Genomic DNA, 25,742 nt, shown 5'->3' on the forward strand with positions numbered 1-25,742 from the left:
CCAGCCAGTATGCAGATACGTTTTTCTATCTACTTTAGCTAGCTACATGGCACCAGCCGTGTACGACTAGCGCAGTGCTTTACGAATGATGTCTTCGACAGACAGGCTACTGTCGGCGTTAAGAATATCGTCGACACTCTTTTCGGCCGAGGGGCGCGGAAAGCCCAGCGCAACCAGGGCCGCCAGTGCCTCTTCGCGTACCGGATTACCCGCCTGCTGACGGTACGTTGGTGTGTCGGGCAGTAAGCCGGATTTTTTCATCTTGTCTTTCAACTCCAGAATAATCCGCTGCGCCGTTTTAGCACCGATGCCTTTAATGGCCTGCACCGCCCGGACGTTCTCGCTCATGATGGCCAGTCGGAGATCCTGCGGCGACATGGCCGACAGCATGCCCAACGCCGTATTCGGCCCTACGCCCGACACCGCAATGAGTTCACGGAACAGCGATTTTTCGTCGGCCGAAGCAAAGCCAAACAGGGTCTGATTGTCCTCGCGGAAATTATGGTGAATAAATAGTTTCACCGGTGCGCCGCCACCTGGCAACGTCGAGTAGGTTTGAAGAGAAATAAATACTTCATAACCAAGGCCCTGTATGTCTATAATAGCATACGAAGCCTCTTTATAAGCCAATGTCCCGTCTAAGTAGGCGATCATATCAATTATCAGTTGTCAAGTAACGATGATCAATGATCAGCTCCGCTTTCACAAAATGTTGGCACGGCAGCACTGATCATTGATCATTGTTACTTGTTCATTGAATCACCCTACCACCAGCTTTTGTCCGGGGTGGACGCTATTGCCTTTGATACGGTTCATTTTTTTCAGTTTATCAATCGAGATGCCGCCGTAGCGCTGGGCGATGTTCCAGAGCGTATCGCCGGGCTGCACACGGTGATACTTGGGTTTCACGCGCTCATGGTGCGCTTGCGCTTCGGCTTTCTTATGACCTTTTCGATCCGATTCGTCACTGCCCTGATGGGCCATGCGTTCGGTATGCGTCTCGCCCGATTCACGCAGAATGATTAGCTTCTGGCCGAGTTTGACGATGCCCGAGCGCATTTTGTTCCACTGTTTCAGGTCATACGTGGCTACGTTATACTTCTCGGCAATCTCCGATAGCGTTTCGCCCCGCCGCACGGTATGCGTCACCTTTTTGGGCTTCCGCATCACCACGGCCTCCAGATCGTCGGGTTCGGGGCGGTCATTTTCGGCCACTACCGACGCAGGCACGCTGGGTACGTTGTCCATAAGTCGTCCAGCCAGTTGCCATCCTGCCGGGTCGTTGGCTGAATCCAGGCGGGTGGGCACGATCTCATTATGCGCCAGCAGCATGTTTTCCATCCTGACCGGCATCTTGGCGGCCGAATCCATGATGATCTGCCGGTAGGTCTGTACATAACTATGTCGTTCGCTGGGCACGCGCAGCATGTGGTCACGCGTGTACTCGGGCAACTGATCGGCCGTAATGGACGGGTTCAGCTTTTGTAGATCAGTAAACGAAATGCCGCTTAGGCTGGCAAAGGTCCGTAGGTTAAGGTACGAATTGATATGCAACGTGTCGAACGCAATCGGATAATCCGGCCGCTCGGCCACGATGCCGTGATCATTTCCGTAGTTCATCATATACGTCATGGCAATGAACTGAGGCACATACGAACGGGTCTCTTTCGGTAGCCCTTCGTAACAGGTCCAGAACGTGGTGCCGCCCGTGCGGCGCATGGCCCGTTTCACCGCACCCGGCCCGCAGTTGTAGGCGGCCAGCGACAGTTCCCAATCGCCAAAAATCCGGTACAGGTCTTTCAGATACCGACAGGCCGCCTCAGTGGCTTTGTTTGGGTCCATCCGGTCATCGACATAATCGTCGATGTTGAGGTTGAAATCTTTACCCGTGTAGGGCATGAACTGCCAGAGCCCACCCGCACCAACCCGCGACATCGCCCTCGGATTCAGCGCCGACTCCACGATGGAGAGGTACTTCAACTCGTCGGGCATGTTGTACTTGGCCAGTGTCTTTTCGTAGAGCGGGAAATAGAACGGCATCCGTTCCATCACCATGCGCGTATAGCTGGGTTTGCGGTAGGTGAAATAGTCGATGAAGTTGTGAACGACCTTATTGTAAGGCAGGGGAATCTGACGTTGCAGCCGGGGCAGTCGTTCGCGAAGGACGGCTTCGGGCACACTCGGCAGATTCAGTACTGTCTCGACCAGTAAGGCGGTATCGACAACCATCGTGTCGGCTACGGCCAGATTGCTCATCGGATTCGATGACGCTGGGTACGTTACCGTAGGCGTAGGTTTGGCTACCTGAGCCTCTACAGATGGCAGCGTCACGGCCCATAACAGGGTGGCTCCGCCAGCAATCAAAAGGTTAAATAGTCTCATCGTTACGAAGTTAATTTTCTAGACTTTGTATCGGCTTACCCCTAAATTCCCTGAAAGGAACTTGGCGTTGCTCATCGACGTAGTGGTTCTCTAGCGAAGCAAGTCCCTTTCAGGGAATTTAGGGGTAAGCCGATACATAATCAAACATCAAACCAATGTCAGGTATGTCTCTGCCATCGTTACCAGCGCCCGCTCCTGAAAAGGGGGGGCCATCAGTTGCAATCCGATTGGCAACGCCGGTCCGTCGCCGTTCGGGTCTGTTCCGTTGGGAATCGAGATGGCCGGATAACCCGTCACATTAGCCTGAACGGTAAAAATGTCGGCTAAGTACATTTGAAGCGGATCGGCGCTTTTCTCCCCTAAGATAAAGGCTGGCGTTGGGGTTGTTGGCGTCATCAGGAAATCATATTGGGCGAAAACACGCTCCGTTTCGTCGCGCACCAACCGCCGAACCTGCTGCGCTTTGGTGTAATACGCATCGTAATAGCTTGCGCTCAGGGCGAACGTACCCAGCAGAATCCGCTTCCGCACTTCGGGGCCAAACCCTTCGGTCCGGCTCTTTTTGTACATTGAAATCAGATCCGTTACGCCTTCGGTAGCCCGGTGCCCATACCGCACCCCGTCGAAGCGGGACAAATTCGATGAGGCTTCGGCGGTGGTCAGTACATAATAGGTGGGCAGCAGGTGCTTCAGCAATGAGAGCGATACCGGTTCAACTATATGCCCCGCCGCCCGCAGCCGGTCAATAGCACGCTGGGTAGCCGCCCGCACCGCCGGAGAAACACCTTCGCTTTCCACACTATCGACCAAATAAGCAATTCGGGCGGGGGTGCTACGTACCTGCGGAGAGGCATAGGCATCGACAAGCTGGGAGGAAACGGTGCTATCGAATTCGTCGGGGCCAGCCATCACCTCAAGCAACAGGGCCGCATCGGTGGGCGTGTTGGCGATCGGGCCGATGCAATCGAACGACGAAGCGTAGGCAACCAAACCCCAGCGACTCACCCGGCCGTAGGTTGGTTTCAACCCAACCACACCGCAGAACGCCGCCGGTTGGCGGACGGAACCGCCCGTATCAGAACCGATACTGGCGAGGCATAATCCAGCCTGCACCGCCACGGCCGATCCGCCACTGCTACCACCGGGAACGCGCGCAGGGTCGGCCGCATTGCACACCGCCCCAAATGCCGAACTCTCATTTGATGAGCCCATGGCGAACTCGTCGCAGTTTTGCCGACCGATGATAATCGCGTCTTCGGCCAGGAGGCGCTCAACAGCCGTAGCCGTGAACTTGGCCTCGAATCCGTTGAGAATATGGCTTCCAGCCCGAAGGTCGTGCCCGGCATGGCTGAATACGTCTTTGAGGCCGATCACCATGCCATGCAACCGACCAATCGGCCCTGTTTGCTCAACGCGTCGGGTATCCAGTTCATCGGCCCGGCGGCGCGCTTCTTCGGCATACACTTCAGTAAATGCGTTGAGGTGCTGATTGGCGGCGATGCGCTCCAGGTAGTGCTCTACTAGTTGGCGACAGGTTACGGTGCCATTGGCGAGATCGGTCTGTACGGAAGTAAACGAACGGTAACTAGTCACGGGAGGAAGGTAGGGCACTAAACAAAAAAACAGACAACCCCACGCCTTGCGGGCATCAGGTTGTCTGTGTATACAGAGGGAAATCCCTTATTTAATGTCTTTCAGACCATCTTCGATGTTCTCACGAACATCTTTGGTGGCGTCTTTGAACTCGCGGATACCTTTTCCAAGGCCACGGGCCAGTTCAGGCAGTTTTTTGGCGCCAAAAAACAGGAGCAGGGCTAAGAAAATGAGCAGCATCTCCTGACCGCCCAGACCCATAATCGCAAAAATGGATGCTGTAATCATAATATGTCGTGTTTAGAACGTATGCAAAAGTAACAAAAGCCTCGTGAAGAAGCCATTAAATTAAAGGTAAAAAAGGCAATGTGTGGGCAGATTATACCCTTATTTCAAGTCAATAACTTTGCCGGTAACGCGCTCCTGCTGACGCTCCCACTCCCGAAAGTTCTCCAGATCGGCGTTCAACGAGTTAAACAGCCACACCATCAGCGCAATGTCGTCGGCGAAACCAACCAACGGCAGGATATCGGGAATAAAATCAATTGGCGACACAAAGTAGATCAGCGCAGCCAGCGTTGAAATCAGCGTTTTGGTAGGTACCTGACGATACTCGCCCGATACGTATGCTTTTACTAAGCGACTAATCAGCCCGATCTTCTCTCGAAAACCGATGCCTTCCTCTCCTTTCACTGACTCACTTTTACCCAGTGCTTCCTTAATCAAGGTCAACATACTCAGGCCATTGCGGGCGTATTTACCTGCGCTTGCCGTTGACCGACGAAAGAAAATAGACGAAAGAACCTGGGCAATTAAACTACGCTTTGCCATCGACAACTAGTTGGTTTTGGTTGGTGCGTCTGCGATACCTACGCAGATCATGGGTATAACAGATTTATTCTAAAAAAAGTCTGTTTCATTCCAGCTACCGGTATGAAAGGGGTTTGAAGGTTCATTTGTCTAAAGTTGCTAAGGCACGATACGTGATGTGTCAGCTAACTTTAGACATTGAACCCCTGGACATTGAACCTTCAGACCCCTGTATGCATTCAACGCCCTGCTAACAGCGTTTTTTTGCGTACTTTTGTGGTTTAAACGACAGACACAACCCCCGTTATTTCAACGTGAAACATATTCGCAATTTCTGCATTATCGCCCACATCGACCACGGTAAAAGTACCCTTGCCGACCGCCTGCTGGAGTTTACCAAAACCGTCGGTGCCCGTGATATGCAGGCGCAATTGCTCGACAATATGGACCTGGAGCGTGAACGTGGCATCACCATCAAGAGCCACGCCATCCAGATGGATTACTACTATAATGGCGAGCTATACACCTTAAACCTGATCGATACGCCCGGCCACGTCGATTTTAGTTACGAAGTATCCCGGTCTATTGCCGCCTGCGAAGGGGCCCTGCTCCTGGTTGATGCCTCGCAGGGAACGGAAGCCCAGACGATCTCGAACCTGTATCTGGCCCTGAACAATGACCTGGTCATTATTCCGGTGCTGAACAAGATCGACCTGCCGGGCGCTCGTCCCGAAGAGATTAAAGACGAAATGGTGGACCTGCTGGCCTGCGAACGCGACGATATTATTCCGGCGTCGGGTAAAGAAGGCATCGGTGTTCCCGAAATTCTGGCGGCTATCGTCGAGCGTATTCCACCCCCGAAAGGCAACCCGGATGCGCCGTTGCAAGCCCTGATTTTTGATTCGCACTTCAACTCCTACCGGGGTATCGAAGTAATTTTCCGGGTGAAAGATGGCAACATTCGCAAGGGGCAAAAGGTGAAGTTCATGAACACCGGTAAAGAATATTTTGCCGATGAGATTGGCACGCTCCGCCTCACCCAGGAACCGAAGGACGTGATCGAGTGCGGCGACGTAGGGTACCTTATCTCAGGTATTAAAGTAGCCAAAGAAGTGAAGGTTGGTGATACCATCACGAGCTTCGACGATCCGGCCAGCGTGGCTATTCAGGGCTTCTCGGAAGTAAAACCGATGGTGTTTGCCGGGATTTATCCGGTGGAGACTACTGAGTTTGAAGACCTGCGCGAAGCGATGGAAAAGCTGCAGCTTAACGATGCCGCCCTGGTTTGGGAGCCTGAAACATCAGCGGCGCTCGGCTTCGGTTTCCGTTGCGGCTTCCTGGGTATGCTGCATATGGAAATTGTACAGGAACGCCTCGAACGTGAGTTCGATATGACCGTGATCACGACTGTGCCATCAGTACGGTTTGAGGTGATGGAAACCAACGGTGACCTGATTCAGGTATCGGCCCCCGCCGAAATGCCGGAACCAAACCTCATTAAATACATCGAAGAGCCGTTTATCAAGGCCCAGATCATTACGAAGGCCGATTACGTTGGCGGCATCATGGGGCTGTGTATGGACAAGCGGAGTATCCTGAAAAATCAGGTATACCTCACCGCCGACCGGGTAGAACTGCAATTCGAGATGCCGCTGGCCGAGGTCGTTTTCGACTTCTTCGATAAGCTAAAGACCATTTCGCGTGGCTACGCTTCCCTCGACTATGAGTTCATGGATAACCGGGAATCAGACATGGTGAAGCTCGATGTAATGCTCAATGGCGACAAAGTCGATGCGCTATCGGCCATCGTTCACCGCTCGAAATCGTATGAATGGGGCCGGAAACTGTGCGAAAAACTCCGTGAGTTGATTCCCCGTCAGCAGTTCGAGATCGCCATTCAGGCGGCTATCGGCCAGAAAATCATTGCGCGTGAAACCCTGAGTGCCCTGCGTAAAGACGTACTGGCCAAGTGTTATGGTGGTGATATTTCCCGCAAACGTAAACTGCTCGACAAGCAGAAAAAGGGTAAGAAACGGATGCGTCAGGTCGGTAACGTCGAGATTCCGCAGGAAGCCTTCATGGCCGTTCTGAAAATCAACTAGATAGTATGGGTCAGCTTAATTTTGACCAACAAGGCAATTTGACTCCGTATGATCTAATTGAGACAGACTGGGACTCGTTTGTCGAAACATTTGGCTGGAACGGTCACCGACAAGTCTTAATTGACTCGTTTAGCACTTTTTTGAGCGATCTTGATAAACTACCTATCAGGACTTTTTCCGTATGGCTCGATGGCAGTTTTGTAACACGAAAAGACCTCCCGAATGATCTTGATGCCGTGTTTATAATTCCTTCCAAGGAATACGAATTATTTGAAAAGGAGTTAGGGATCCTTCGAAGCCAGTTCGGCAATTTGGATGTATATTTTGTTAAGTTAATCGAAGAAGGAGAACCAAATCGGTTTCTGTACATTTCAGACTGCACAGAATGGATGTTTCAATTCACAACGACTAGAGTAGATCGAGTTACAAAGCGCAAGTTCCCCAAAGGTTTTCTTCAACTGAAGCAGAACAATGAATAGGCACTCAGACTTACATAGTGAAATCGTAGATACGTTAAGTCGGATCGAACGGCTTACCGATATGGTTGAACTGCATGAAAAGCAACCTAATGCTGATTCCTTAGCCATTGAAGGGTATCAACAATTGAGAGAGCAATACTTTCGTCAATTAGAAAAACTCCTCGCTTCGCTCAATATTCGGGCAGACATTCATTTACAGGCAGCCTGATTTACTTGAAAAAGGCAACGTCGGAATTCCGCAGGAAGCCTTCATGGCCGTTCTGAAAATCAACTAATTGCTATTGGAACGCGGATCAACCGGATGCTACGCAATGAAAATCAATACGGATTCGCTGTTTCTAATTGGTCTTACACTGTAGAGGAAAGTAAAAGCTGGGTTGATCCGCGTTGCGCAGCATCCAGTTAATCCGCGTTCCAATAGACTTGTTCCAATGCCCGAAAGCCAGTTTGACCTGTCGATTCTGATTGTCAATTACAAAACGCCTCAGTTAATTATCGATTGCCTGCACTCCGTTTTCGAACACACCGCAGGCATTTCGTTTGAGGTTGTTATAGTCGACAATCAATCGGGCGACGACAGCGAGGCGCAGGTACGTTCCGCGTTTCCGCTCGCCGACTACCCGCAGGTACGTTGGTTCGACATGGGCTATAATGCCGGTTTCGGGCGGGGCAACAACTACGCCATGAAGCAGGCGAGGGGCCTTAACTACCTGCTACTCAACTCCGACACCCTGCTACGCGATAACCTGATTGGGCGATGCGTACGCCTGCTCGATGAACAGCCCGACGTGGCAGCGGTAGGCGCTATGCAGATAAACCGGGCGGGGCAGGTACACACGCAGATGTACACGCGCTTTGGCGAACTGCGACGGCCTTTCTACATTTTACCGATTCATCCGAAAGTTCAGAACTGGCTCTACCGGCAACTGCCGGATACCGTCTACGACGACCCCAATCAGGTCGACTGGATCATTGGCGCGTTTCTGATGACCCGCCGGTCGACGGTGGAGCGGGCAGGCATGTTCGACGAGCGTTTTTTCATGTACGGCGAAGATGTGGAATGGAGCTGGCGGCTGGGGCAACAGGGCCGCATGCTGGTGCTGCGCGACGGCTTTTTCGTGCACCTCGAATACGGCAGCGACCCTACCTATCAGGCCCGTGAGGTAACGTACATCAACCGGTTTAAAACCCAGATGCAGGTTTCCAATCTCCTGTGGGTACGTAAGCAGTACGGAATCGGCGCGTATCTGGTGCTCATGCTCCACTACTTAACCCTGGTGCCGATCATTTATCTATGGAAAATGGGCGTAAACCGCCGGCAAGGCAAGCCACTTATGAGCGAACTGGAAAATCAGCGCGCCTTCGCCCGGCAAGTAGGCGTGTTCATGCGTTTTTTCTGGAAGACACTACTCAACAAACCGGGCTTATACAAGGTGTGACGGGCGTGTAGCCGATCAGGGAAGCTCGTTCATGTAGCTATCCCACTGTTTGTATAATGTATCGGGAGCAAACTCGAGCGCACGCTGGCGGGCGATGTCGACACTGAATGGAATGGTACCGTCCATCAGCGCAATCATGGCGGCGGCGTAGTCGTCCACGTTCCAGCTATCAACGATCTGCCCCATGCCGTCGACCAGAATATCGTTGATGCCCCCACTGTTGAACGCCAGAATCGGCTTACCCAGATAAGCCGCCTCAATGTTGACCATGCCGAACGTCTCTTCATGCGACAGCATCAGAAAGGCATCAATCAGGGCCATGTGTTCATAGTAGGTATCCGAGAGCGCACCGGTAAACAACACATTCGTGTGACCACCATGAGCCAGTTCACAGCGCAGGTAATATTCGTCGGCATTCTGGGTTTCGCCGCCCATCCAGACAAAGTAGCAATCGCGCCCGGCCTCTTTCATCCGTCGCGCCAGTTTCGGCAAATAATCGATTCCCTTCCGGTAAATCAAACTGCCCGACGAACCCCATACAAAGGCGTCGGCCGGAATACCCAGTTTCGTTCGCAGGGCGGCTACCCGGTTGGGATTAACGCTGATTTTACTGAGGTCGATGGAAGGCGGCAACAGTTTAGGGTCGTTTACGCCCATGATCCGCAGGGCGTCGCAGCTAACGTTGGCCAGCCCGATAACCAGATCGGCCCGAAGCATCGCCTTCAGATGATCGCGGTTCACGGTTTCCAGCAGCAGATAAGGCATTTCGGACACGTGCGCTATGGTGCGCACACCGATCCGCTGAGCCAGCGGGGCAATGTGCGCCATCGCTGTGGTGTTGATGTACCAGTAATCGGGTTTGTATTTGCTATGTAACGCCAGAATGCGCTGTTCGTAGGCCGGTCGCCCGGCGGCGGTCATGATCTGACTCACTTTACGACGAACGAAACCTTCGTTGTAGGGAGACGTATAAAACGGAACGGTAGCGGGAAGCTCATTCCGTAGAGACCCGTTTCGGTCGGCATACATGACTGCCTGATAGTGAGCGGGGTCCAGGTGCTGAATAATGTTCCAAAGCAACATTTCAGAGCCTGTCCGGCCGCCATATGGAGTAAAAAATAAGAGTTTTTTCATGATAACGACCCTGCCACTTCCCGACGTCCGGCCAGTAGAGTACTTGGTTCCGGTCTGGGATACAGATGCCGTAAAGGTACGTTGTACCACGTTTAGGTTTGTCAGGGACACGCGCGACACAAGGGCGTTGGCCGTATCTACCTGACACGGTTCCTAAAATAGACCGGCTGAAACCGGATACACCTTCAGTCGGTTAATCAAGTGTACAGACTTGACGACGATTACTGAGGAAAACAACGGAAATAAGCACGATGAAGTGGCGTTTATGTGTATGTTTTGCATCTTGTATACTTCACCACACTAGTGACTGTAAACCAATCTAAAAGCATTCCTATGACTGAGCACAGCAAAGCATTTCTTTATCAGTACCTTAACAACGCTTCACCAACAGGATTTGAATCGTCGGGTCAGCAACTTTGGCTCGATTACCTGAAACCGTATATCGACGAATACATCGTAGACACCTACGGCTCGGCCGTAGGCGTTATCCACGGTGCCGACGACTCACCAACGAAAGACTACAAGGTCGTTATTGAAGCTCACTCCGATGAAATTTCGTGGTTTGTCAACTTTATTTCCGATGATGGGTATCTCTATGTCCGGCGCAACGGGGGATCCGACGCCCTGATTGCCCCATCGATGCGGGTTAATCTACACACGAAAAAAGGCGTTGTCCAGGGTGTATTCGGCTGGCCCGCTATTCACGTGCGCGACCTCACGAAAGACACCGCCCCAAAAGTAACTGACCTGTTTATCGATGTGGGCGCGCATACCAAAGATGAAGTGCTGGAAATGGGCATTCACGTGGGCACCGTCTGCACGTTTGTGGATGGCCTGACGGAGATGAACGGCCGTTATTTCGTAGGGCGCGCACTCGACAACCGCATGGGTGGTTTCATGATCGCCGAAGTGGCCCGTCAGTTGAAAGAGAACGGAATCCGTTTGCCATATACGCTCTACATCGTGAATGCGGTGCAGGAAGAAGTTGGCCTGCGCGGGGCCGAAATGATCGCCCGCCGCCTGAAACCGGACCTCGCCATCTGTACCGACGTAACCCACGATACGCAGTCGCCGAAGTACGACAAAAAAGAACAGGGCGATCTGAAATGTGGCAGTGGCCCGGTACTGTGCTACGGCCCGGCGGTGCAAAACAACCTGCTCGATTTCATGATCGGGGTGGCCGACAAAAACGAAATCGCGTTCCAGCGGCAGGCCGTGAGCCGGTCGACGGGAACCGATACCGACGCCTTCGCCTACGCCGCCGAAGGTGTTGCCTCTGCCCTGATTTCGCTGCCCCTGAAATACATGCACACTACCGTTGAAACGGTGCACCAGGAAGATGTTCAGTCCGTCATTCGCCTTATGTACGAGGTGCTGCTGAGCTTGAAAGGCGACGAAGATTTCAGGTATATAAAGTGAGGTTCAAGGTCTAAAGTCCAATGTGCTCTGCTTCAATACGAGTCCGTATATGAGCGGAGCACTTTAGACTTTGAACATTAGACATTGAATTACCCCAATTTCGGCTCTACCCACAACGCGGTCAGGAGCAACGCAATGCCGAAGAGCCATCCCCAATCAGGGATGGCTTTTTCGATGGTGCGAACCGGGGCCGGGCCCGATTGGCTGGGGGCGGCATCGTAGCGACGGTGGGCACGTACCCAGTTGGCTACCTGTTCGCGTTGAACCACGGCGGCGAGGCCATCTTTGGTAGCGGCATCGTCAGGTACGTTACTGTAGGCGTATAAAGCCAGCGTGTCCTGAACGGGTAACCAGCCCGATTTGGCAAACCGGCCCGTTGCCGCATAGGACCGTGTATTTACCGGCGTGGCTTGCAGCGCCAGCGAATCGGCACCCACGCGTAGCCGGGTAGGCAACGTACCTGCGTTGTTGACGTTAATTGTTGTTGGTTGTCCTGACAGAACGGGCGCGTCGACCTGTATATTATTTTGCCCCACCGGCCGCAGCGGCGCCAGCACCGATTGCCAAAGCCGGGCGTAGGCAGTTGTATCGCCACTGAGCCGGAGCGGAAACGTTTCGGCCAGCAGCGTTACGGCAACACGCCCACCAGCAGGCTGCACCGCCACCGGATAACCCGGAATGAGCAGCAGGCCGGGCATCGGCTGAAAACGGAAGGGCAGCGCTGTCAGGTCGGGACTGATGCGAATCGTGTCTTTACCGGGAATACGACGTACCTGCAATCCCGTCCGTAACACCCGATTTATGGCCGACACGTCTATATCGGGGCGACTTACGTTGAGCACCAGCACGCTCTTACCAGCCACCAACGCTTTGTTGACCAACGGGTTCGTCACGTTGGCCGGATCAGTAACAACCAGATCAGGCAGGGCACTGGCGGTAGTTTTATTGATTGTCAGCTCGCTACCGATGCCCTTCGACAGGCGATTGGTCAACTCAACGGTGTTACCCTGTTGACCCAGCCAGTCGGCCAGGGCGCGGGTCTCAAAATCGGGCGCATCGAGCACAAACCGAATCCGTAATTTTTCGGCGGGACGAGCCACGAAGCGGAGCGTATCCAGCAGCGTTTTATCGAGCCAGAGCGTAAGCTGGGTACGTCCCTGCGAAAAGGCGACGTACGATAGCCGGAATGACTGATTGTCTGCCGCTACCCGCGTGCTATCCACCGTTCTTTGCCCGAACCGGAGCCGGAGTATCCCTCCTGCCGGCGTATTCATTTTGCCCGAAACGGTTTGTTGTTCACCCTGCCGGACAACCCCTTTCCAGCGAAGTTGCTGGAGCTGACCGGGCGCATTATAAGGCAGCCACTTAAGTACCTGACGCGACAGTTTAGATAGTTCACCGCCCGAAAAAACCTGCCCCAATAGCCAGACAGTATCGACCGGAAGCGTTGTTTTCAAGGCCCGAAATGCACTCGCTGAAAGCGTCGTTTTTGCCGCCAGCTTCGTTGCTGTTTCCCGAACGTACGCGCCAGGTACGTTGTCGGCGGCCAGTAGCAAGGAGCCGGATGGTAGCGACTGTTGCCAGCGCGGTTGGAGCCAGAGGCCCAGCACCGCCAGCCACAACAGCCCATGCAATGCGATACGGACCGCTTTTCGCGTGGTACTTACAGCGCGTTGCCGACTGATCAGCCAGATCGGCAGCACCAGCAACACACCGATTAGTACAGCGAGTAACCAGGTGGCAGGTACGTTCCAATCGAGGGCGGGAATGGTCATTGGTGGGACTGCTTTGTGTAACACGGACTTAAGCCCGTTTTTTTGTGGTGCAAAAAACGGGCTGAAGCCCGTGGTACGAGTTCACTTCAACCCGCGCCAGAAAGCATCTTCGAGGCGTTTCTCGGCTACCAGCGCGGAACGGGCACCCACGGTCGACGCGGGCACAAACAGGGCTAGTTTGGTCTGTAGCTGAGCTACCGCCGATGGCGATAGACGCTGCCCCGAGGCTAGCCGTTGCAGGTCTGTCAGGACCGACCAGTTGGTCATGCCGCTCCGCATCAACGGGCCACTCAGGGCCGCGCTTAACTGACTGACCTGCTGGCGTTGGACTAGTGTTAATTTCGGCAGATCGATCAGGCCCAGTACGTCGGCGGCCAGCGTGGCCACCGGTACGCTGGCATACTGGCGAGCCATTAAATGCTTTTCGGGCACCTTACCGAGTTCGCCGGTAAGGCGTGTTTCTTTCTCTTTCAACGGCGGCGGATCGTACCCGCTTTTCTTGGCGTAGGCACGGGCTTTCTGCTGGGCAATCTTCAGGTATTCAAGGGCTTTCACTTCGTAGGGTCTCGCTTTTTCGGGTTCATACAACCGCAGTTGCAGCTCCGACTGCCACATCTGTTCCAAGGCCATTTTCAACAGGCTGCGCGTCGATTGCTCGTAAAACGTGTTCACTTCGCCGTTGTCGTGGTTATGCACGTACTGCTCCATCATGGCAGCCAGCGGGTCTTTTTCTTCGCCCGGCTTTCCGCCGTGGTCGTGGTCGTGGTCTTCATGGCCGTGGTGCTCGCCTGCTTTCTCATGGGTTTCGGCCGGGCCGCCGTTCGGGTCTTCCTGCGTATCATGCTTGTGCACATAGCCTTCCAGCAAATCAGCGTCGTTATCGGCCAGGGGTGTATGACCGCCAATCTGGTTTTCAAACTCTTCGCCCATATATTGCCCATAGCGCAGCCGGAGCACTTTCTGGTCGAAACCAATCTCATTCGACTCCGCGTTGAATGCTTTGGCAGAAATTTTCTTCCGTTTGGCAATCAGCTTATCCGTATCGATGATGATCTGCCGCTGGCTACGAAAATATTCGGGCATGATGTTCACGGCCATCGTTGCCAGTTCAGCCTCTTCGTTGCGGGCGGTGTCTTTAAACACGACGAAATACGTGTCCGACTTGGTTAGTTGCGGCTCAGGCTGGCGATTGTCGATAGCCGCCCAGTAATAATACAACTCATCGCCGGGGGCAAACCCCAGCTTGGCCAGATCGAGTGTATGGCTGGCCTGTGCCGATTTAAAAGGGCCACTGCTTACCGGGAACCGGGTCTCCCGAAACTTCACATTTTCGCCTGATCCGCGGGCCAGTGTAGCTACAATAAACGCCTGCTGCACCCGAAAATCATCCGAAATCTGAGCCGTGACACGTACCTGCGTTGGTTCGCCTATTCGATGAAAACGGTACAACTCTTTGGCCGTTGGCTTGATCACCGGCGGCACATCGGGCCGGGCGTCGAGGCGGTAAAAATCGGATTGGTAGACCAGCGAATCCCGATTGGCGGGTGTTTTCCAGTAAGCCCGAAGTGCGTACAAGCCCGAATTGAGCAGCCGGTCCTGGTGGATAAAACGGGCCTGCTGACGGGCAAATGGGATCTCTTCGCCCCGGCTGTTGACCAGTTTCACGGCCATCCGATCTGTTTCACTCAGTTTCACCTGCCAGGTTAAGCCCGAGCCAACATAGGCCGTCACGTTCAGATCCGCGCTTGTTCGCACAGGCAATCCGGTATAGGCGGGCGGCTGAACCGTAAGTTCAGCCGACTGAAACGTAGGCGGAAGCACGGGCGCGGCCCCTTTCTTCTGCGGGTCTACATCCGCCATTTGGGCGGCTCCTGCTGCTTTGTGGGCCGCAGTAGGCCAGAAACGAATCAGCCCGAACACGACACCGGAGACCAGCAGAATACCCAGGTAAGGCCGTAGATTCTGAAAGGCAACTACCGGGCGGGGCGTTTGGGCAGCCTGTTGGGCAAGGCGTTCCAGTTGCATCTGTTCAGCCAGATTCAGCGACGCTTTGGTCAATAGCGGCAGGCTATATTCGGTCTGCCCCAACGTTTTATGAAGCAGCACGATGGCCGCTTCCCGTTTGGGCCGAAAGGCACCCAGCCACCAGCCTGCCAGCACCGAGGTCATAACCAACGTACCCAGCACCAGGCCAATACCGACGGGAAATAACGCCACCAGCAGCGCAGCCGACAGCCCAATCAGCAGGCTCTTCAGCCAGTTGTTGGTGTGAAGTTGGGTCGTTACAGAACGAATAAGTTGATGAAGTGGCTGCATGATCAGAAAGTACCGAATATTATGCCTGTCGTTGACTGGCCAGATAGCGTTCGGCGAGCAACAATCCTAAAAATAACGTGAGTAGCCCGGTCTGTAAAAAGTTTACAGGATGGACGGCGGCAAGGCCGGTATCGGTGGACGCATCGGTAACGAACAGACTCGCCAACTGACTACGCGGCAACGGGGCCGAACCCGGCGATACGCCAAGATGCGTGAGCAACTGGCCAGCCAGCCACTCGGGTAGTTGACCACTGGTTACCCGTTCACTGCTTTGCGGCGTCAGCGGTTCAGGTACGCAGGTAACATTCAGTAAATCAGCGCTCCCCGCCTGGCCGGTGAGCGTGTATAACGTACCTGGCAACGGGTCGGCCACCGCCCGATCGGTAAGCACCCAGGCATAGGTTACCCCCGATACGGGCTGATTGTCGATCGTGAACGGGAGTCCGTATACAGATGTCAACGCATTGAGGGCGGCCTGAACCGTATTGCGTTCATCGGCCTGCCGAAATTGCACCAGTACCCGCAACGGCGCCGTAGCCACCGCCCTGGCTGGCGTTGAGCCTGCCGCAACAACGGTCAGTCGGTGGTCTGCCCCCACGGTCAACTGCTTCCCCGATGGCAGCGCAACAGACCGAAGTGTCGCCCTGGGCGACGGCACATCGGCGGCGTGCAACACAAAGCCCGGCGGCACCTGCAAGTGAGGCGCATCTACCCAGTCGGGGCTGTTGCTCAGGTACGTATGAAGTTGAACGGCGGGTTCGGTCAGTTCGATGATGGCCGTTTGCCACTGAAGCAACGTAGGTGGGGCAACGGTTGGCAAGGCGTTCAATGCGGTGACGGGCGTAAGCGGTACGGTGGCCCACATAAGGCGTTCTTGCTTCGTCAGAGCCTGGTCGAGTTCAAATTTATACGCCTCGACCACCGCCGAACTGGGCTCGACCAGATGCACCTTACGCCCCGCCGGAGCCTGCTCTTTGGCGGTGAACGACGGACGAGCCAGCAGTAAGGTCAAGGCAATGAGCAACAGGCACCGCAGCAGCAGCAACAACCAGTTGTCGAATCGAAAACCGCGTTTGGGCGGTTGATTGGGCGTTTCGAGCCACCGCAACATCGCCCAGGGCATGGGCCGCGCCTGTTGCTGATGCCAGAAATGCAACGCAATTGGCACGGTAACGGTCAGTAAGCCCCAAAGCAGCGATGGATGTTGGAAGAACATACGGTTAATTTATGGTGCTTATTTTTTCATCAACAATTTCGTCAATACCAGCGCGGGTGGGTCGGTAAGCAAGGCACGTACCCGGCTCAGGTAAGGCAGGTGCAACTGGTCGTCGAGCGTTTGAAAATAGGCCGTTGCCGCCGAACGAACCTGCGCCTGCACCGCCTCCGACTGAACATCGACTGTTTGGCCCGTTTCCAGATCCTGAAACTGGTAGAACCCACTCAGGTTGAAATCGACTTCCTGATGGCCCAATAGCTGAATCAGCAGTACCTCGCGCCGGGGCGTAGCCGCCGCCCGGAGCAACGTCAGCCACTCGTCGTTGAGTTGAAGCAGGTCTGATACCAGCACCAGCAATTCGGTCTGATTCCGGCGTTGCCCCGGCAGTTTGGGCACCGCATCGCCCCAGCCACCGGACGCTTTTACGCCCGCCAACGTACCCAGCACTTTCTGGAAAGCCTGTTTGCCCGGCGGCACCAACGGGTCGATCACACCGTTTTGCAACCCATATAAACTCAGTTGATCACCCTGCCGGTTGGCAATGTAAGCCAGCGATGCCAGCAGGACTTTTGCGTAGTCGAGCCGACTGACGGTGCCTTCAGCATAATTCATCGACCCCGACAGATCGAGCAGCAAACGTACCTGATGACTGCTTTCCGTTTCCGATTCACGCACCAGGTGCTTATCCGTCTGGGCAAACCGTTTCCAGTCAATCCGTTTCGGATCGTCGCCGGGCCGGTAGTCGCGGTACTGCGCAAACTCCACCCCTACCCCCGACCGGCGGCTACGGTGCAACCCCAGCGTCATTTCGTCGCTGACGAGTTGGCCCACCAGCGGAAGATTATTGAGTTTAACGAGTTCGAGCGCGGTCATTTTATGGATAAGACGTTAACGGTTGCCAACCAACTGGTTACTGACCTTTCACAATGGCCTCGATCACCTTATCGGTTGTAATTCCTTCTGAATCAGCGCGAAAATTCAAGGCTATCCGGTGGCGAAGTACGGGATAGGCCAGCGTTTGAATATCTTCGGGAATGACCGAGAAACGACCATTCAGTACGGCGCGGCCTTTGGCACAAAGAATCAGTGCCTGCCCGGCGCGAGGGCCGGCCCCCCAGTCGCACCACTGCTTGACAAACGCCACCGGGCTGTCGGAGGGGCGGCTGCTGCGAACCACTTTATTGACGTAAGTCAGCAGTTCGTCGGAGATGAATACCTGGCGGGTCAGCGTTTGCAGGTCGGCCACGTCGGCATCGGTCAGAATAGTCGAGAGCGTGGGGCGATCGGTGCCGGTGGTGGCCCGGAGCACCGCCAGTTCTTCCTGTTCCGATGGATACCCGAGGCGGATGTAGAGCAAAAACCGGTCGAGCTGGGCTTCGGGCAGTGGGTACGTGCCGGCCTGTTCAATCGGGTTCTGCGTGGCAATGATCAGGAACGGTTTGGGCAGCGGATAATCGGCACCGGCATAGGTAACCTTATACTCCTGCATGGCTTCAAGCAGGGCCGCCTGAGTTTTGGGTGGCGTCCGGTTAATTTCATCGGCCAGTACCACATTGGCGAAGATTGGCCCTTTGTTGAACTGGAAAAACTTCTTGCCCGTATGGTGATCCTCCTCCAGTACTTCGGTTCCTACAATGTCACCGGGCATTAGGTCGGGTGTGAACTGAATCCGCTTAAACGACATGCTCAACGTCTTGGCCAGCGTACTGACCAGCAACGTTTTAGCCAGGCCCGGCACGCCTTCCAGCAAGCAGTGCCCGCCAGCCAGCAACGTGATCAGTACCTCGTCGATGGCTTCTTCCTGACCGATGATAACCTTACCAATTTCTGCTTTCAACAGGGGCAGTTTGGCAACGAGTGATTTGTAGTGTTCTGTATTCATATGTTATAGTCTGGAAAGTCACTAGTCGGGAGTCGATAGTCTGGAAAGTCATTTTAGTGTTGCTGACGCCGCTATAGTGCTTTCGCGTCTGCAATACTAAAATGACTTTCCAGACTATCGACTCCCGATTATCGACTCATGCCCCCGTCAGGGCGTGTACCACAATATTGACCCCGAACTTGGTGTTGTCTTCGGCCAGGAAACGCTTGTTGCGGAAATCATAATCCCACTCGCAACCATAATCTTTATTACTGTAAAGCACCCCAATCCGGCCGTTGACCATGATCGCCTTCAGGTAATCATGCACCAGGTCATCGCCCCAGCCATTCAGTTCAAATGAAGTAGTCGGTGGGCCTTCCGGAAACTGGAAAAACGCCTTATAAATCGGGTGGTTATTCGGAATCTTCTGCAAGGCTTTTGGCCCAAAAGTGCGGGCCATCTCCTGCTCGAACGACTTGGCAAACAGCCCGTCGATGTCGTGATTGCAGTCGTCGACAAATACAAAGCCGCCATTTTGCACGTACCGCTTGAAATGATCGCGTTCAACGGCCGAGAACTCGACCAGTTTGTGCCCGCTGAGGTAGCAAAACGGACTGCGGAATAAATCGTTGCTGTTGAGTTGCACCACGCGCTCTTTTTCCTCAACCGGAATAGTCGTGTACTCGATCAGCGAGTGCAGGATGTTGGCTGGCATCCGCTGGTCGGTATCCCAGTCGCCAGAGGTGTATTGGATGCGGGTGAAGATGAAGGGTTTCAACAGATAGCGAAAAAAAGCCGGATTAGACTTTTCTTATAGACCAAGATAAGGGATAAATCTGTGACGAAAAAAAATGTAATTATATCAAGATTTAGTTGCTCCTGTTTTTACGCCTTATAATGGCTTTTTTGCTATATCAAAGTCGTGCACGGCACCGGCCGTGTAGTCAGGAGACGTATATCGGCAAGTAAATTTGTTTACTTATTTACTACATGTGGCTACACGGCAGGCTCCGTGTGCGACTTTAATGTTCGTGCAAACTATTCCGAAAAATAGTCGGACTATTTTCGATACGTGCAACTTTTTGCACCGCACCGTCGTTTTACTCATAACTATCGCAAAAAGCCTGTCAGCAGTACGCCGACAGGCTTTTTTGGTTTTCTACCGATTGACCTTCTACCGGCTGTCGGGCGTCCCACTAGACCAACAGCATGAAAGACCCTGTTTCACCATTCGACTGGCAGCGTATCTGGCTGCACGAGTATCCGGTAACGTACCTGGGCGAAGTAGCTTTTCGCACATTTTTTATGTTTATCGTTATTCTGGCGGCTCTCACTGTTTCGGGGAAGCGGGAGGTACGTCAGTTGTCGGTATACGAGCTGGTCTTACTAATTGGCCTCGGTTCAGCCGCGGGCGATCCGATGTTCTATCACGATGTGCCACTGGGCGCGGCCGTAGTTGTGTTTATCGTAATTATGGTTTGCTACAAGTTCATTACCCGGCTCAGCGATCGCAACCGAACGATCCGCGAAAAGCTGGAGGGCATACCCGTATACGTTATTGAAAACGGTTGTATTCTAACGCAGAACTTCAATGACGAAGACCTGGGCAAAGATGAACTCTTCGTTGATTTACGGCAGGCGGGCATCGAGCAGTTGGGCGAGGTTCGGGTGGCTATTCTGGAACCGAATGGTCAGTTAAGCCTGTATAAACAGCCTGATGAAGCAGTAAGACCGGGCTTACCTATTCTGCCAAAAGCCCTGGCCAAATTCACAAAACATATTGTGGTATCGGGTACCTACGCCTGCACGCATTGCGGCAATACGCAACCTATGCAACCTGACAAGGACCCGATCTGCCCGAACTGCCATAAGCAGGCGTGGGTGCTTGCACAGCGATGACTAAACTATTCTGAAAAATTATCAGCCTATTTTCAATCAGCGCAACTTTTTGCTCACTAGTACCGTTTTACCTATAACTACCCCAGAGAGCCCGTTAGCATCACGCCGACGGGCTTTTTTTATGCCCCGAAAATTGGAGTTAATTCAGCGCCTGAGAACCACGTACCGCCGATGAGTCTGCAGAAGACATGGCGCGCTCCTTTTCGGGGGCACAGCGCAGACAGAATTATTCTGAAAAATAATCGGGCTATTTTCAAACCATGCAACTTTTCCTGCTTCACCGTGGTTTTACCCATAACTATCACGAAAAGCCCGTCAGCACATATGCCGACGGGCTTTTTCTATGTTGACCTGAACGCTCTGACCTGACACGAACGGCTAGGCCGCAAACTCTTTGGGCGACGTACCTGTGAATTTTTTGAACGCCCGATTGAACGTAGCTTTTGAGTTGAAGCCACAGTCGAGCGCGAGGCCCAGAAAACTCAGGTGGGCATTGGCCGGGTCACGTACCTGCTGCTTGAATTCCTCGACGCGGTACTCATTCACAAAATCATTGAAGTTCTTGCCCGCCCCGGCATTGATCACCTGCGAAAGCATTACCGGATTGGTATACAGCCGACGCGCCAGATCGGGCAAGGCGAGGTCGGGTTCCAGATAGGGCTTTTCACGGCTCATATAGTTGAGCAGGGCAGAGAGCCGCTCGGGCAAATCGGTCAGCAGAATCGGCTCCTTTACCAGTGCCTCCGCTACAGGTACGTTTGCCAGGCCGCCTGCGCCTGTTTCGGCAGTTTCCAGAACAGGGATAACGGGTGCGTTATCAGGCAGGTCTGAAGTAAATAGTAGTTTTCGTGTAGCCTGCACCTGCGCGTAGCCTTGAATGCTGACATAATAGATTAGCACGACGGCGGCCAGATTCCCCCACCAATCCTGCCAGAACGAGAGGTCGAGCCACATGTCAATAAGTGCTACGGTCAGGCTAAAAGTAGCTGTGGTTAGCAGGGCAATCAGAAAGTTGCGATACCACTTGAAACTAATGGTGTCGGTTTCTGAAAACTGGTGCTTGATCCACTGCCGATAGCCGCGATACAATCGAAATGACCAGTAGAGGTAGAGGTATTGCTGTACCATCAACACGACGTATTCGATGAGACCAATCTGAAGGGGGTTATGTACGTTGGTTTCCCATTGTTGTACAAAGGCTGGCCCCTGCGCAAACACGACGAAGTGATAGACTGAATGAATCACGAATGGCAGCGCGTGCCAGGCGTCGGCGGGCCGAAACCGGAACGACGAATCGAATTGACTCTTCAGATAGAAATAAATGAGCGGCCCCAACAGGTAGCCTAAATCACGGGGAACAAACTCCAGTTGCCGCCACAGAATCTCGATGCCCCCGAACCCAAGCATATACACCCAAATCTCGAAGCAAAGGGCCACCAGCACCAATCCCAGCAGCTTATCCGACAATCGTTCTTCCCGATATCCTCTGACCCACAAAAGGATAGCATAGACCCAGCCCTGCACGAAGCCAAACAATAATGGGGTTGAATAAGCAGAGAAGTAAAACGTCATGGATGTATCAGGTGTTGGCGGGAAACGAAATACCTAAACTAATCGAGATTGATCACTCTACCGGCATCTTCTTTTTTTACGACCATAAACGGCTTGCCTGCGTCGATGCGTTTACCGCTCATGACCACGTCGACCTGATCGGAATTGGCGATGTAGAGTTTGGTGCCAACTGGGAATAACACCGATTTATTTCCCTTCGTAGCCAGCATGAAACCAGTAGTTCCGTTGCCGGTTTCGCCGGGGGCGTAGCTGACAAGGGTAATTTTCCGGGGTAATAAACTGGTGTTGTGCAGTTTGAACGCTACGCCCCCTTCATTGGCGGGTTTGGGGGTATCTTTGGGCGTAACAGTCCCGGTTGTCAGCATTTTACCTTCGTCGTCGGCGGATATGGTTAGAATCAGTGCTCCGGGCGTTTCGCCATCCTGACTGAAGTAGAGATTGGTGCCAACCGGCCAGCTTTTGGGTGTGGTTTCGCGCTTGCCCATCGTGAAACCGTAGGCAATACCCGGCCCCTGCGCCAAAAACATGCGGTGATAACCGAGCGTATTTTTAAGCATGAACGAAACCCGGGGTGTATTGGGTGCGACAGGCAGCGGGCTCGGCGTTTGGGCTTGCATTGAAGCGGTAGAGCCAGACAGAAGGCAAACGAAGATGATGGCGAACGAAAAAATGAGCGATTTCATGGTGATTGTGTTTATGCGGTGATTCTATTTTTTGCCGGCATAGCCCATGCTGAGGTTCCGGTCGCCCGATAGTTCAAGCGACAGTGTGGCCGAATTATCAGGCGATGCATTCACGAACACGGCCGTTGTCTGGGTCTCGAACTGCAAAAGCCGTTTTTCGCCCGGTTTTAGTTGCCCCAATGTGGTGACGGTCCCGCTGGCACTTCGCTGGCTAACGGCCACCGTGACTGCCCCAATATTTTTTACGAATGCTGAAAAAGCTTCCTGGTTTGTGCCGCCCAAATTGAACTCCCTAGCGGGGGGAATCGTGGTGACAGACCCAACAAACGAACGAATTGACTGGCAGTTGCTAAGAAATAGCGAGAGGGCCAACGCGGTGATGATAGTTTTCATGATTGTGTTTGCGTTTAACTAAGCCAAAGGTGGTGGGTTAGTGACCTTCAGTTCGCCTCAAAAAGAATATAGGACGGCTCAGATTATAACTTGGGCTTTCCTGACCCGTTTAGTGGTGAAGACGTTAGGAGTTTTATGCAACGGTGTTTACGGCTGGCAACAGGCGATACATTAATCACTCGTCACGCTATCAGCAGTTTATGCATCCTCAGAATCAAGTAAAATCAAGTCAAATCCTGGTTACTGATTCCCTTTCGTTTTGATGCGGCTGGCGTCGGTGCCGGTTTCGCGGTCGCGGGCACTTTTTACATCGTTACTACCAAAGCGGTAGCTAAACCGAAGACTTACCCGGCGGCTTTCCCATTTGCGGTCGATGGCAAACTGTTGCGTATTGAAATCGGCCGACTGCCTCCAGCGCATCGTGTTCAATACATCGTCGATGGTCAGGGTAAGTCTGCCACGGTCCTGCATCATCTTTTTCTGAAGGCTCAGGTTCACCGCGCCCAAACCGCCAATCTGGTAAACGGTCTGGGTAGTTGGTGCACTCCAGAAACCCGATACCTGCGTTGACCACACCTTCGATAGCGTAAAGGAGTGTTGCATGTAACCATCAAAGGCAAACGCCCGCCGGTCGAACGGTTCGGTGGCTGAGAGGTTTCCCTGAAAATGGTTCCAGGTGGCACCAGCGTAGAGGTAGCCGTTCCACCACTTCGTGATGGGCAGCGGCGTATTGACCGACAGGTTCAGTACATCTACCTTTCCTACGTTGGCCGTAGTCTGGTAACCGATCAACCCCTCCTGCCGAATGACATCGGTGGCATAATCGGCCGTGTGGCTGTAGGCAAGTTTCAGCGTCATGGCCCATTTGTAGGTGTAGCTCAGTTCGGCGTTGTGCGTGTAGGTAGGCCGCAAATACGGATTACCGCGCTGACTGGTGTAGGGGTCGATCTGGTAAATGAACGGGTTCAGATCCTGGTAGTTGGGCCGCCCGATCCGCCGACCGTAATTGAGCGAAAACTGGCTCTTTTCCGTGGCCTGATACTGTACATAGGCCGTAGGAAACAGATTCAGGTACGTTGTATCGGGCTTATTGATCGCGCGCTGATTAAGATCGGTTGACCGGCCCTTCACCGTTGCGTGTTCGGCGCGCAATCCAGCCTGTACCGTCCATTTCTTGCCAAGTGACTGGTTTACCGAGACGTACCCAGCTAAAACGATTTCACGATAAGTGAAGAAATTGGTACGGTTCAGGTCGGCTTGCTTTTCAACACCGGTAAACGCCAGCAGGTCATTGTCGGTAGCTACGTCGGTATGTTTGACCCCGGTTTCAAGTTTAGTCCGACTCGATTTCCATTCCTTCACCAGGTCTCCTTTCAGGGTCCTGATCGTGATACCGGTATTCGCATCGAACTGGTAGTACCGACGGAACAGCGGCTGGCTGGCGGCGTTCGTGTAGTCGCTGGTGATAGTGCTGGGCGATTCGTTGCCAAAGCGTGTGTAGTCGGCGTCGAGGTTCAGTTCCAGGCCCAGCGTGTCGGCATAGCGGTAGTTGAGTGCCGCGTTGGTCCGGTTGTTCCAACTGGGGTTGTTGACCCGGTTCACCAGGCTGGAATCGAGCCGCCCCTGACCGTTGATGATGTTGGTGGTTGTGTAGGTGCCGAACCGGTTGGCCGATGAATTGCCCGATACGATCAAGCCTACCGTAGACCGGGGGCTGATGAAGTAATCGAAGCCGCCTTTGTACACAATTGCCCGCGTGCCATCGGTATCGTAGCCACGTTGCAGAAACTGCGAACCCAGTGCATTCCGATCAATCAATACATTGGTTATCTGATAGTTATCACTCCCCGATAGGTTACCGAACAGATTCAGGTGTTTAGCGCGGTAGTTCAGATCAACGGCGGCATTGGCCCGGTGGTGATCACTTTGGCCGTAACCCGCCGACGCATTACCGTTGAGGCCGAGGCTTTTATCGCGGCGGAATTTGATGTTGATAATGCCCGCCCCACCCTGCGCATCGTAGCGCGCCGATGGATTTGTGATTAGCTCGACGGTGGCGATATTGGCCGCTGGCGTGGCCCGAAGCAGATTTGCCAGATCAGTAGCCGAGAGGTTGGTTGGCTTTCCGTCGATGAATACGTTGACGCCCTGTTTGCCCGCCATCCTGACATTATCGTTCGGGTCGATCACTACGCCGGGTGCCTGTTGCAGCAGTTCGTAAGCCGTTTTTCCCTGCGCTGTTGCATCGGCGGCTACGTTCAGCACGGTCTTATCAACCTGCTGTTCCACATACGGTTTACGCGCTGTTGCGGTCACGGTTTTCAACGTCTGTTCCGACGCCAGAAGCGTGATCGGTTCCAGGTACGTTACCTGCCCGATTCGCACGGTTATGGCTGCACTTATCACGTTGGCCATACCCACAAACGATGCCTGTACCCGGTAACTTCCCTCAGGTACGTTGCCGAATGTGAAGCGGCCATCCTGGTCGGCAACGGTGCCTTTCACAAACGCAGAGTCGGCTGAAGCAATCAGTTTCAGCGCCGCAAATGACGCTGGGGTAGTACCGGCGTTCTGCACCGTACCCATGATGGTTTGAGCTATAGCCGGGCTAACAGCCAACCAGAAAAGTGTCACGTAGAGTAAGCGAGCCATTGGTCAGATCAGCAGCG

General features: G+C 53.6%; 22 protein-coding genes. 6 read left to right on the forward strand and 16 right to left on the reverse strand.

The annotated features are described in order from the left end of the window. Positions 1–66: 66 nt before the first annotated feature. The 5 genes from ruvA to ACFE8Q_RS16290 all read right to left on the reverse strand — a co-directional run bounded on the left by ruvA (position 67) and on the right by ACFE8Q_RS16290 (position 4,806). Positions 67–654 (reverse strand): Holliday junction branch migration protein RuvA, encoded by a 588-nt coding sequence (ruvA, locus tag ACFE8Q_RS16270; RefSeq protein WP_375446467.1) that lies wholly within the window; start codon positions 652–654, stop codon positions 67–69. A gap of 105 nt (positions 655–759) precedes the next feature. After that, positions 760–2,382, reverse strand: coding sequence for a LysM peptidoglycan-binding domain-containing protein (locus ACFE8Q_RS16275; RefSeq protein ID WP_375446468.1), 1,623 nt, complete (start codon positions 2,380–2,382; stop codon positions 760–762). 147 nt (positions 2,383–2,529) lie between these two features. Continuing rightward, a complete protein-coding gene (gatA, locus tag ACFE8Q_RS16280; protein ID WP_375446469.1) occupies positions 2,530–3,975 on the reverse strand; it encodes an Asp-tRNA(Asn)/Glu-tRNA(Gln) amidotransferase subunit GatA in 1,446 nt (481 codons plus the stop codon). An 87-nt stretch (positions 3,976–4,062) separates the two neighbouring features. Beyond that, the gene (tatA, locus tag ACFE8Q_RS16285; protein ID WP_085412555.1) at positions 4,063–4,263 is read right to left on the reverse strand and encodes a twin-arginine translocase TatA/TatE family subunit; all 201 of its coding nucleotides are present in this window, start codon (positions 4,261–4,263) and stop codon (positions 4,063–4,065) included. 99 nt (positions 4,264–4,362) lie between these two features. Further along, the gene (locus ACFE8Q_RS16290) at positions 4,363–4,806 is read right to left on the reverse strand and encodes a YkvA family protein (protein WP_375446470.1); all 444 of its coding nucleotides are present in this window, start codon (positions 4,804–4,806) and stop codon (positions 4,363–4,365) included. A 293-nt stretch (positions 4,807–5,099) separates the two neighbouring features. On the opposite strand from ACFE8Q_RS16290, the gene lepA reads away from it, so the two are divergent. The 4 genes from lepA (at position 5,100) to ACFE8Q_RS16310 (ending at position 8,805) form a co-directional block, all read left to right on the forward strand. Next, positions 5,100–6,887 carry a translation elongation factor 4 gene (gene lepA / locus ACFE8Q_RS16295; protein ID WP_375446471.1) on the forward strand — a complete coding sequence of 596 codons (1,788 nt, stop codon included), beginning with the start codon at positions 5,100–5,102 and terminating at the stop codon, positions 6,885–6,887. Positions 6,888–6,892: 5 nt separating this feature from the next. After that, on the forward strand, positions 6,893–7,366 hold the full coding sequence (locus ACFE8Q_RS16300; RefSeq protein ID WP_375446472.1) for a DUF6932 family protein: 474 nt from the start codon (positions 6,893–6,895) through the stop codon (positions 7,364–7,366). A 61-nt stretch (positions 7,367–7,427) separates the two neighbouring features. Next, the gene (locus tag ACFE8Q_RS16305; RefSeq protein ID WP_375446473.1) at positions 7,428–7,574 is read left to right on the forward strand and encodes a hypothetical protein; all 147 of its coding nucleotides are present in this window, start codon (positions 7,428–7,430) and stop codon (positions 7,572–7,574) included. Between the two features lie 223 nt (positions 7,575–7,797). Next, a complete protein-coding gene (locus ACFE8Q_RS16310) occupies positions 7,798–8,805 on the forward strand; it encodes a glycosyltransferase family 2 protein (protein ID WP_375446474.1) in 1,008 nt (335 codons plus the stop codon). A gap of 15 nt (positions 8,806–8,820) precedes the next feature. Here ACFE8Q_RS16310 and ACFE8Q_RS16315 read toward each other — a convergent pair whose 3' ends face one another. Next, the gene (locus ACFE8Q_RS16315) at positions 8,821–9,939 is read right to left on the reverse strand and encodes a glycosyltransferase family 4 protein (protein WP_375446475.1); all 1,119 of its coding nucleotides are present in this window, start codon (positions 9,937–9,939) and stop codon (positions 8,821–8,823) included. 333 nt (positions 9,940–10,272) lie between these two features. Between ACFE8Q_RS16315 and ACFE8Q_RS16320 the strand changes: the two genes are divergently transcribed. Further along, the gene (locus tag ACFE8Q_RS16320; RefSeq protein ID WP_375446476.1) at positions 10,273–11,358 is read left to right on the forward strand and encodes a M42 family metallopeptidase; all 1,086 of its coding nucleotides are present in this window, start codon (positions 10,273–10,275) and stop codon (positions 11,356–11,358) included. Between the two features lie 89 nt (positions 11,359–11,447). Here ACFE8Q_RS16320 and ACFE8Q_RS16325 read toward each other — a convergent pair whose 3' ends face one another. From ACFE8Q_RS16325 to ACFE8Q_RS16350, 6 genes are all read right to left on the reverse strand, one after another. Then, complete coding sequence (locus tag ACFE8Q_RS16325) at positions 11,448–13,133, reverse strand: hypothetical protein (protein WP_375446477.1); 1,686 nt, start codon at positions 13,131–13,133, stop codon at positions 11,448–11,450. Positions 13,134–13,214: 81 nt separating this feature from the next. Further along, positions 13,215–15,449, reverse strand: a complete 2,235-nt coding sequence (locus ACFE8Q_RS16330) for a hypothetical protein (protein WP_375446478.1) — start codon at positions 15,447–15,449, stop codon at positions 13,215–13,217. A gap of 19 nt (positions 15,450–15,468) precedes the next feature. Further along, positions 15,469–16,665, reverse strand: a complete 1,197-nt coding sequence (locus ACFE8Q_RS16335) for a BatA domain-containing protein (RefSeq protein WP_375446479.1) — start codon at positions 16,663–16,665, stop codon at positions 15,469–15,471. Positions 16,666–16,683: 18 nt separating this feature from the next. Continuing rightward, positions 16,684–17,538, reverse strand: coding sequence for a DUF58 domain-containing protein (locus tag ACFE8Q_RS16340; RefSeq protein ID WP_375446480.1), 855 nt, complete (start codon positions 17,536–17,538; stop codon positions 16,684–16,686). Positions 17,539–17,575: 37 nt separating this feature from the next. Then, positions 17,576–18,547 (reverse strand): AAA family ATPase, encoded by a 972-nt coding sequence (locus ACFE8Q_RS16345; protein WP_375446481.1) that lies wholly within the window; start codon positions 18,545–18,547, stop codon positions 17,576–17,578. 136 nt (positions 18,548–18,683) lie between these two features. Then, on the reverse strand, positions 18,684–19,304 hold the full coding sequence (locus tag ACFE8Q_RS16350) for a DUF4159 domain-containing protein (protein ID WP_375446482.1): 621 nt from the start codon (positions 19,302–19,304) through the stop codon (positions 18,684–18,686). Between the two features lie 431 nt (positions 19,305–19,735). Between ACFE8Q_RS16350 and ACFE8Q_RS16355 the strand changes: the two genes are divergently transcribed. Then, positions 19,736–20,425, forward strand: coding sequence for a YetF domain-containing protein (locus ACFE8Q_RS16355; protein WP_375446483.1), 690 nt, complete (start codon positions 19,736–19,738; stop codon positions 20,423–20,425). A gap of 378 nt (positions 20,426–20,803) precedes the next feature. Here the strand turns inward: ACFE8Q_RS16355 and ACFE8Q_RS16360 are convergent, their stop codons facing one another. The 4 genes from ACFE8Q_RS16360 to ACFE8Q_RS16375 form a co-directional block, all read right to left on the reverse strand. Further along, complete coding sequence (locus tag ACFE8Q_RS16360) at positions 20,804–21,997, reverse strand: helix-turn-helix domain-containing protein (protein WP_375446484.1); 1,194 nt, start codon at positions 21,995–21,997, stop codon at positions 20,804–20,806. A gap of 38 nt (positions 21,998–22,035) precedes the next feature. Next, positions 22,036–22,680: a hypothetical protein gene (locus ACFE8Q_RS16365; RefSeq protein WP_375446485.1), complete on the reverse strand. Its 645-nt coding sequence runs from the start codon at positions 22,678–22,680 to the stop codon at positions 22,036–22,038. Between the two features lie 24 nt (positions 22,681–22,704). Further along, on the reverse strand, positions 22,705–23,073 hold the full coding sequence (locus tag ACFE8Q_RS16370; protein WP_375446486.1) for a hypothetical protein: 369 nt from the start codon (positions 23,071–23,073) through the stop codon (positions 22,705–22,707). A 240-nt stretch (positions 23,074–23,313) separates the two neighbouring features. Further along, positions 23,314–25,725, reverse strand: coding sequence for a TonB-dependent receptor domain-containing protein (locus tag ACFE8Q_RS16375; protein WP_375446487.1), 2,412 nt, complete (start codon positions 25,723–25,725; stop codon positions 23,314–23,316). Positions 25,726–25,742: the final 17 nt, after the last annotated feature.

The sequence above is a fragment of the uncultured Fibrella sp. genome (assembly GCF_964250085.1).
GTDB lineage: Bacteria > Bacteroidota > Bacteroidia > Cytophagales > Spirosomataceae > Fibrella.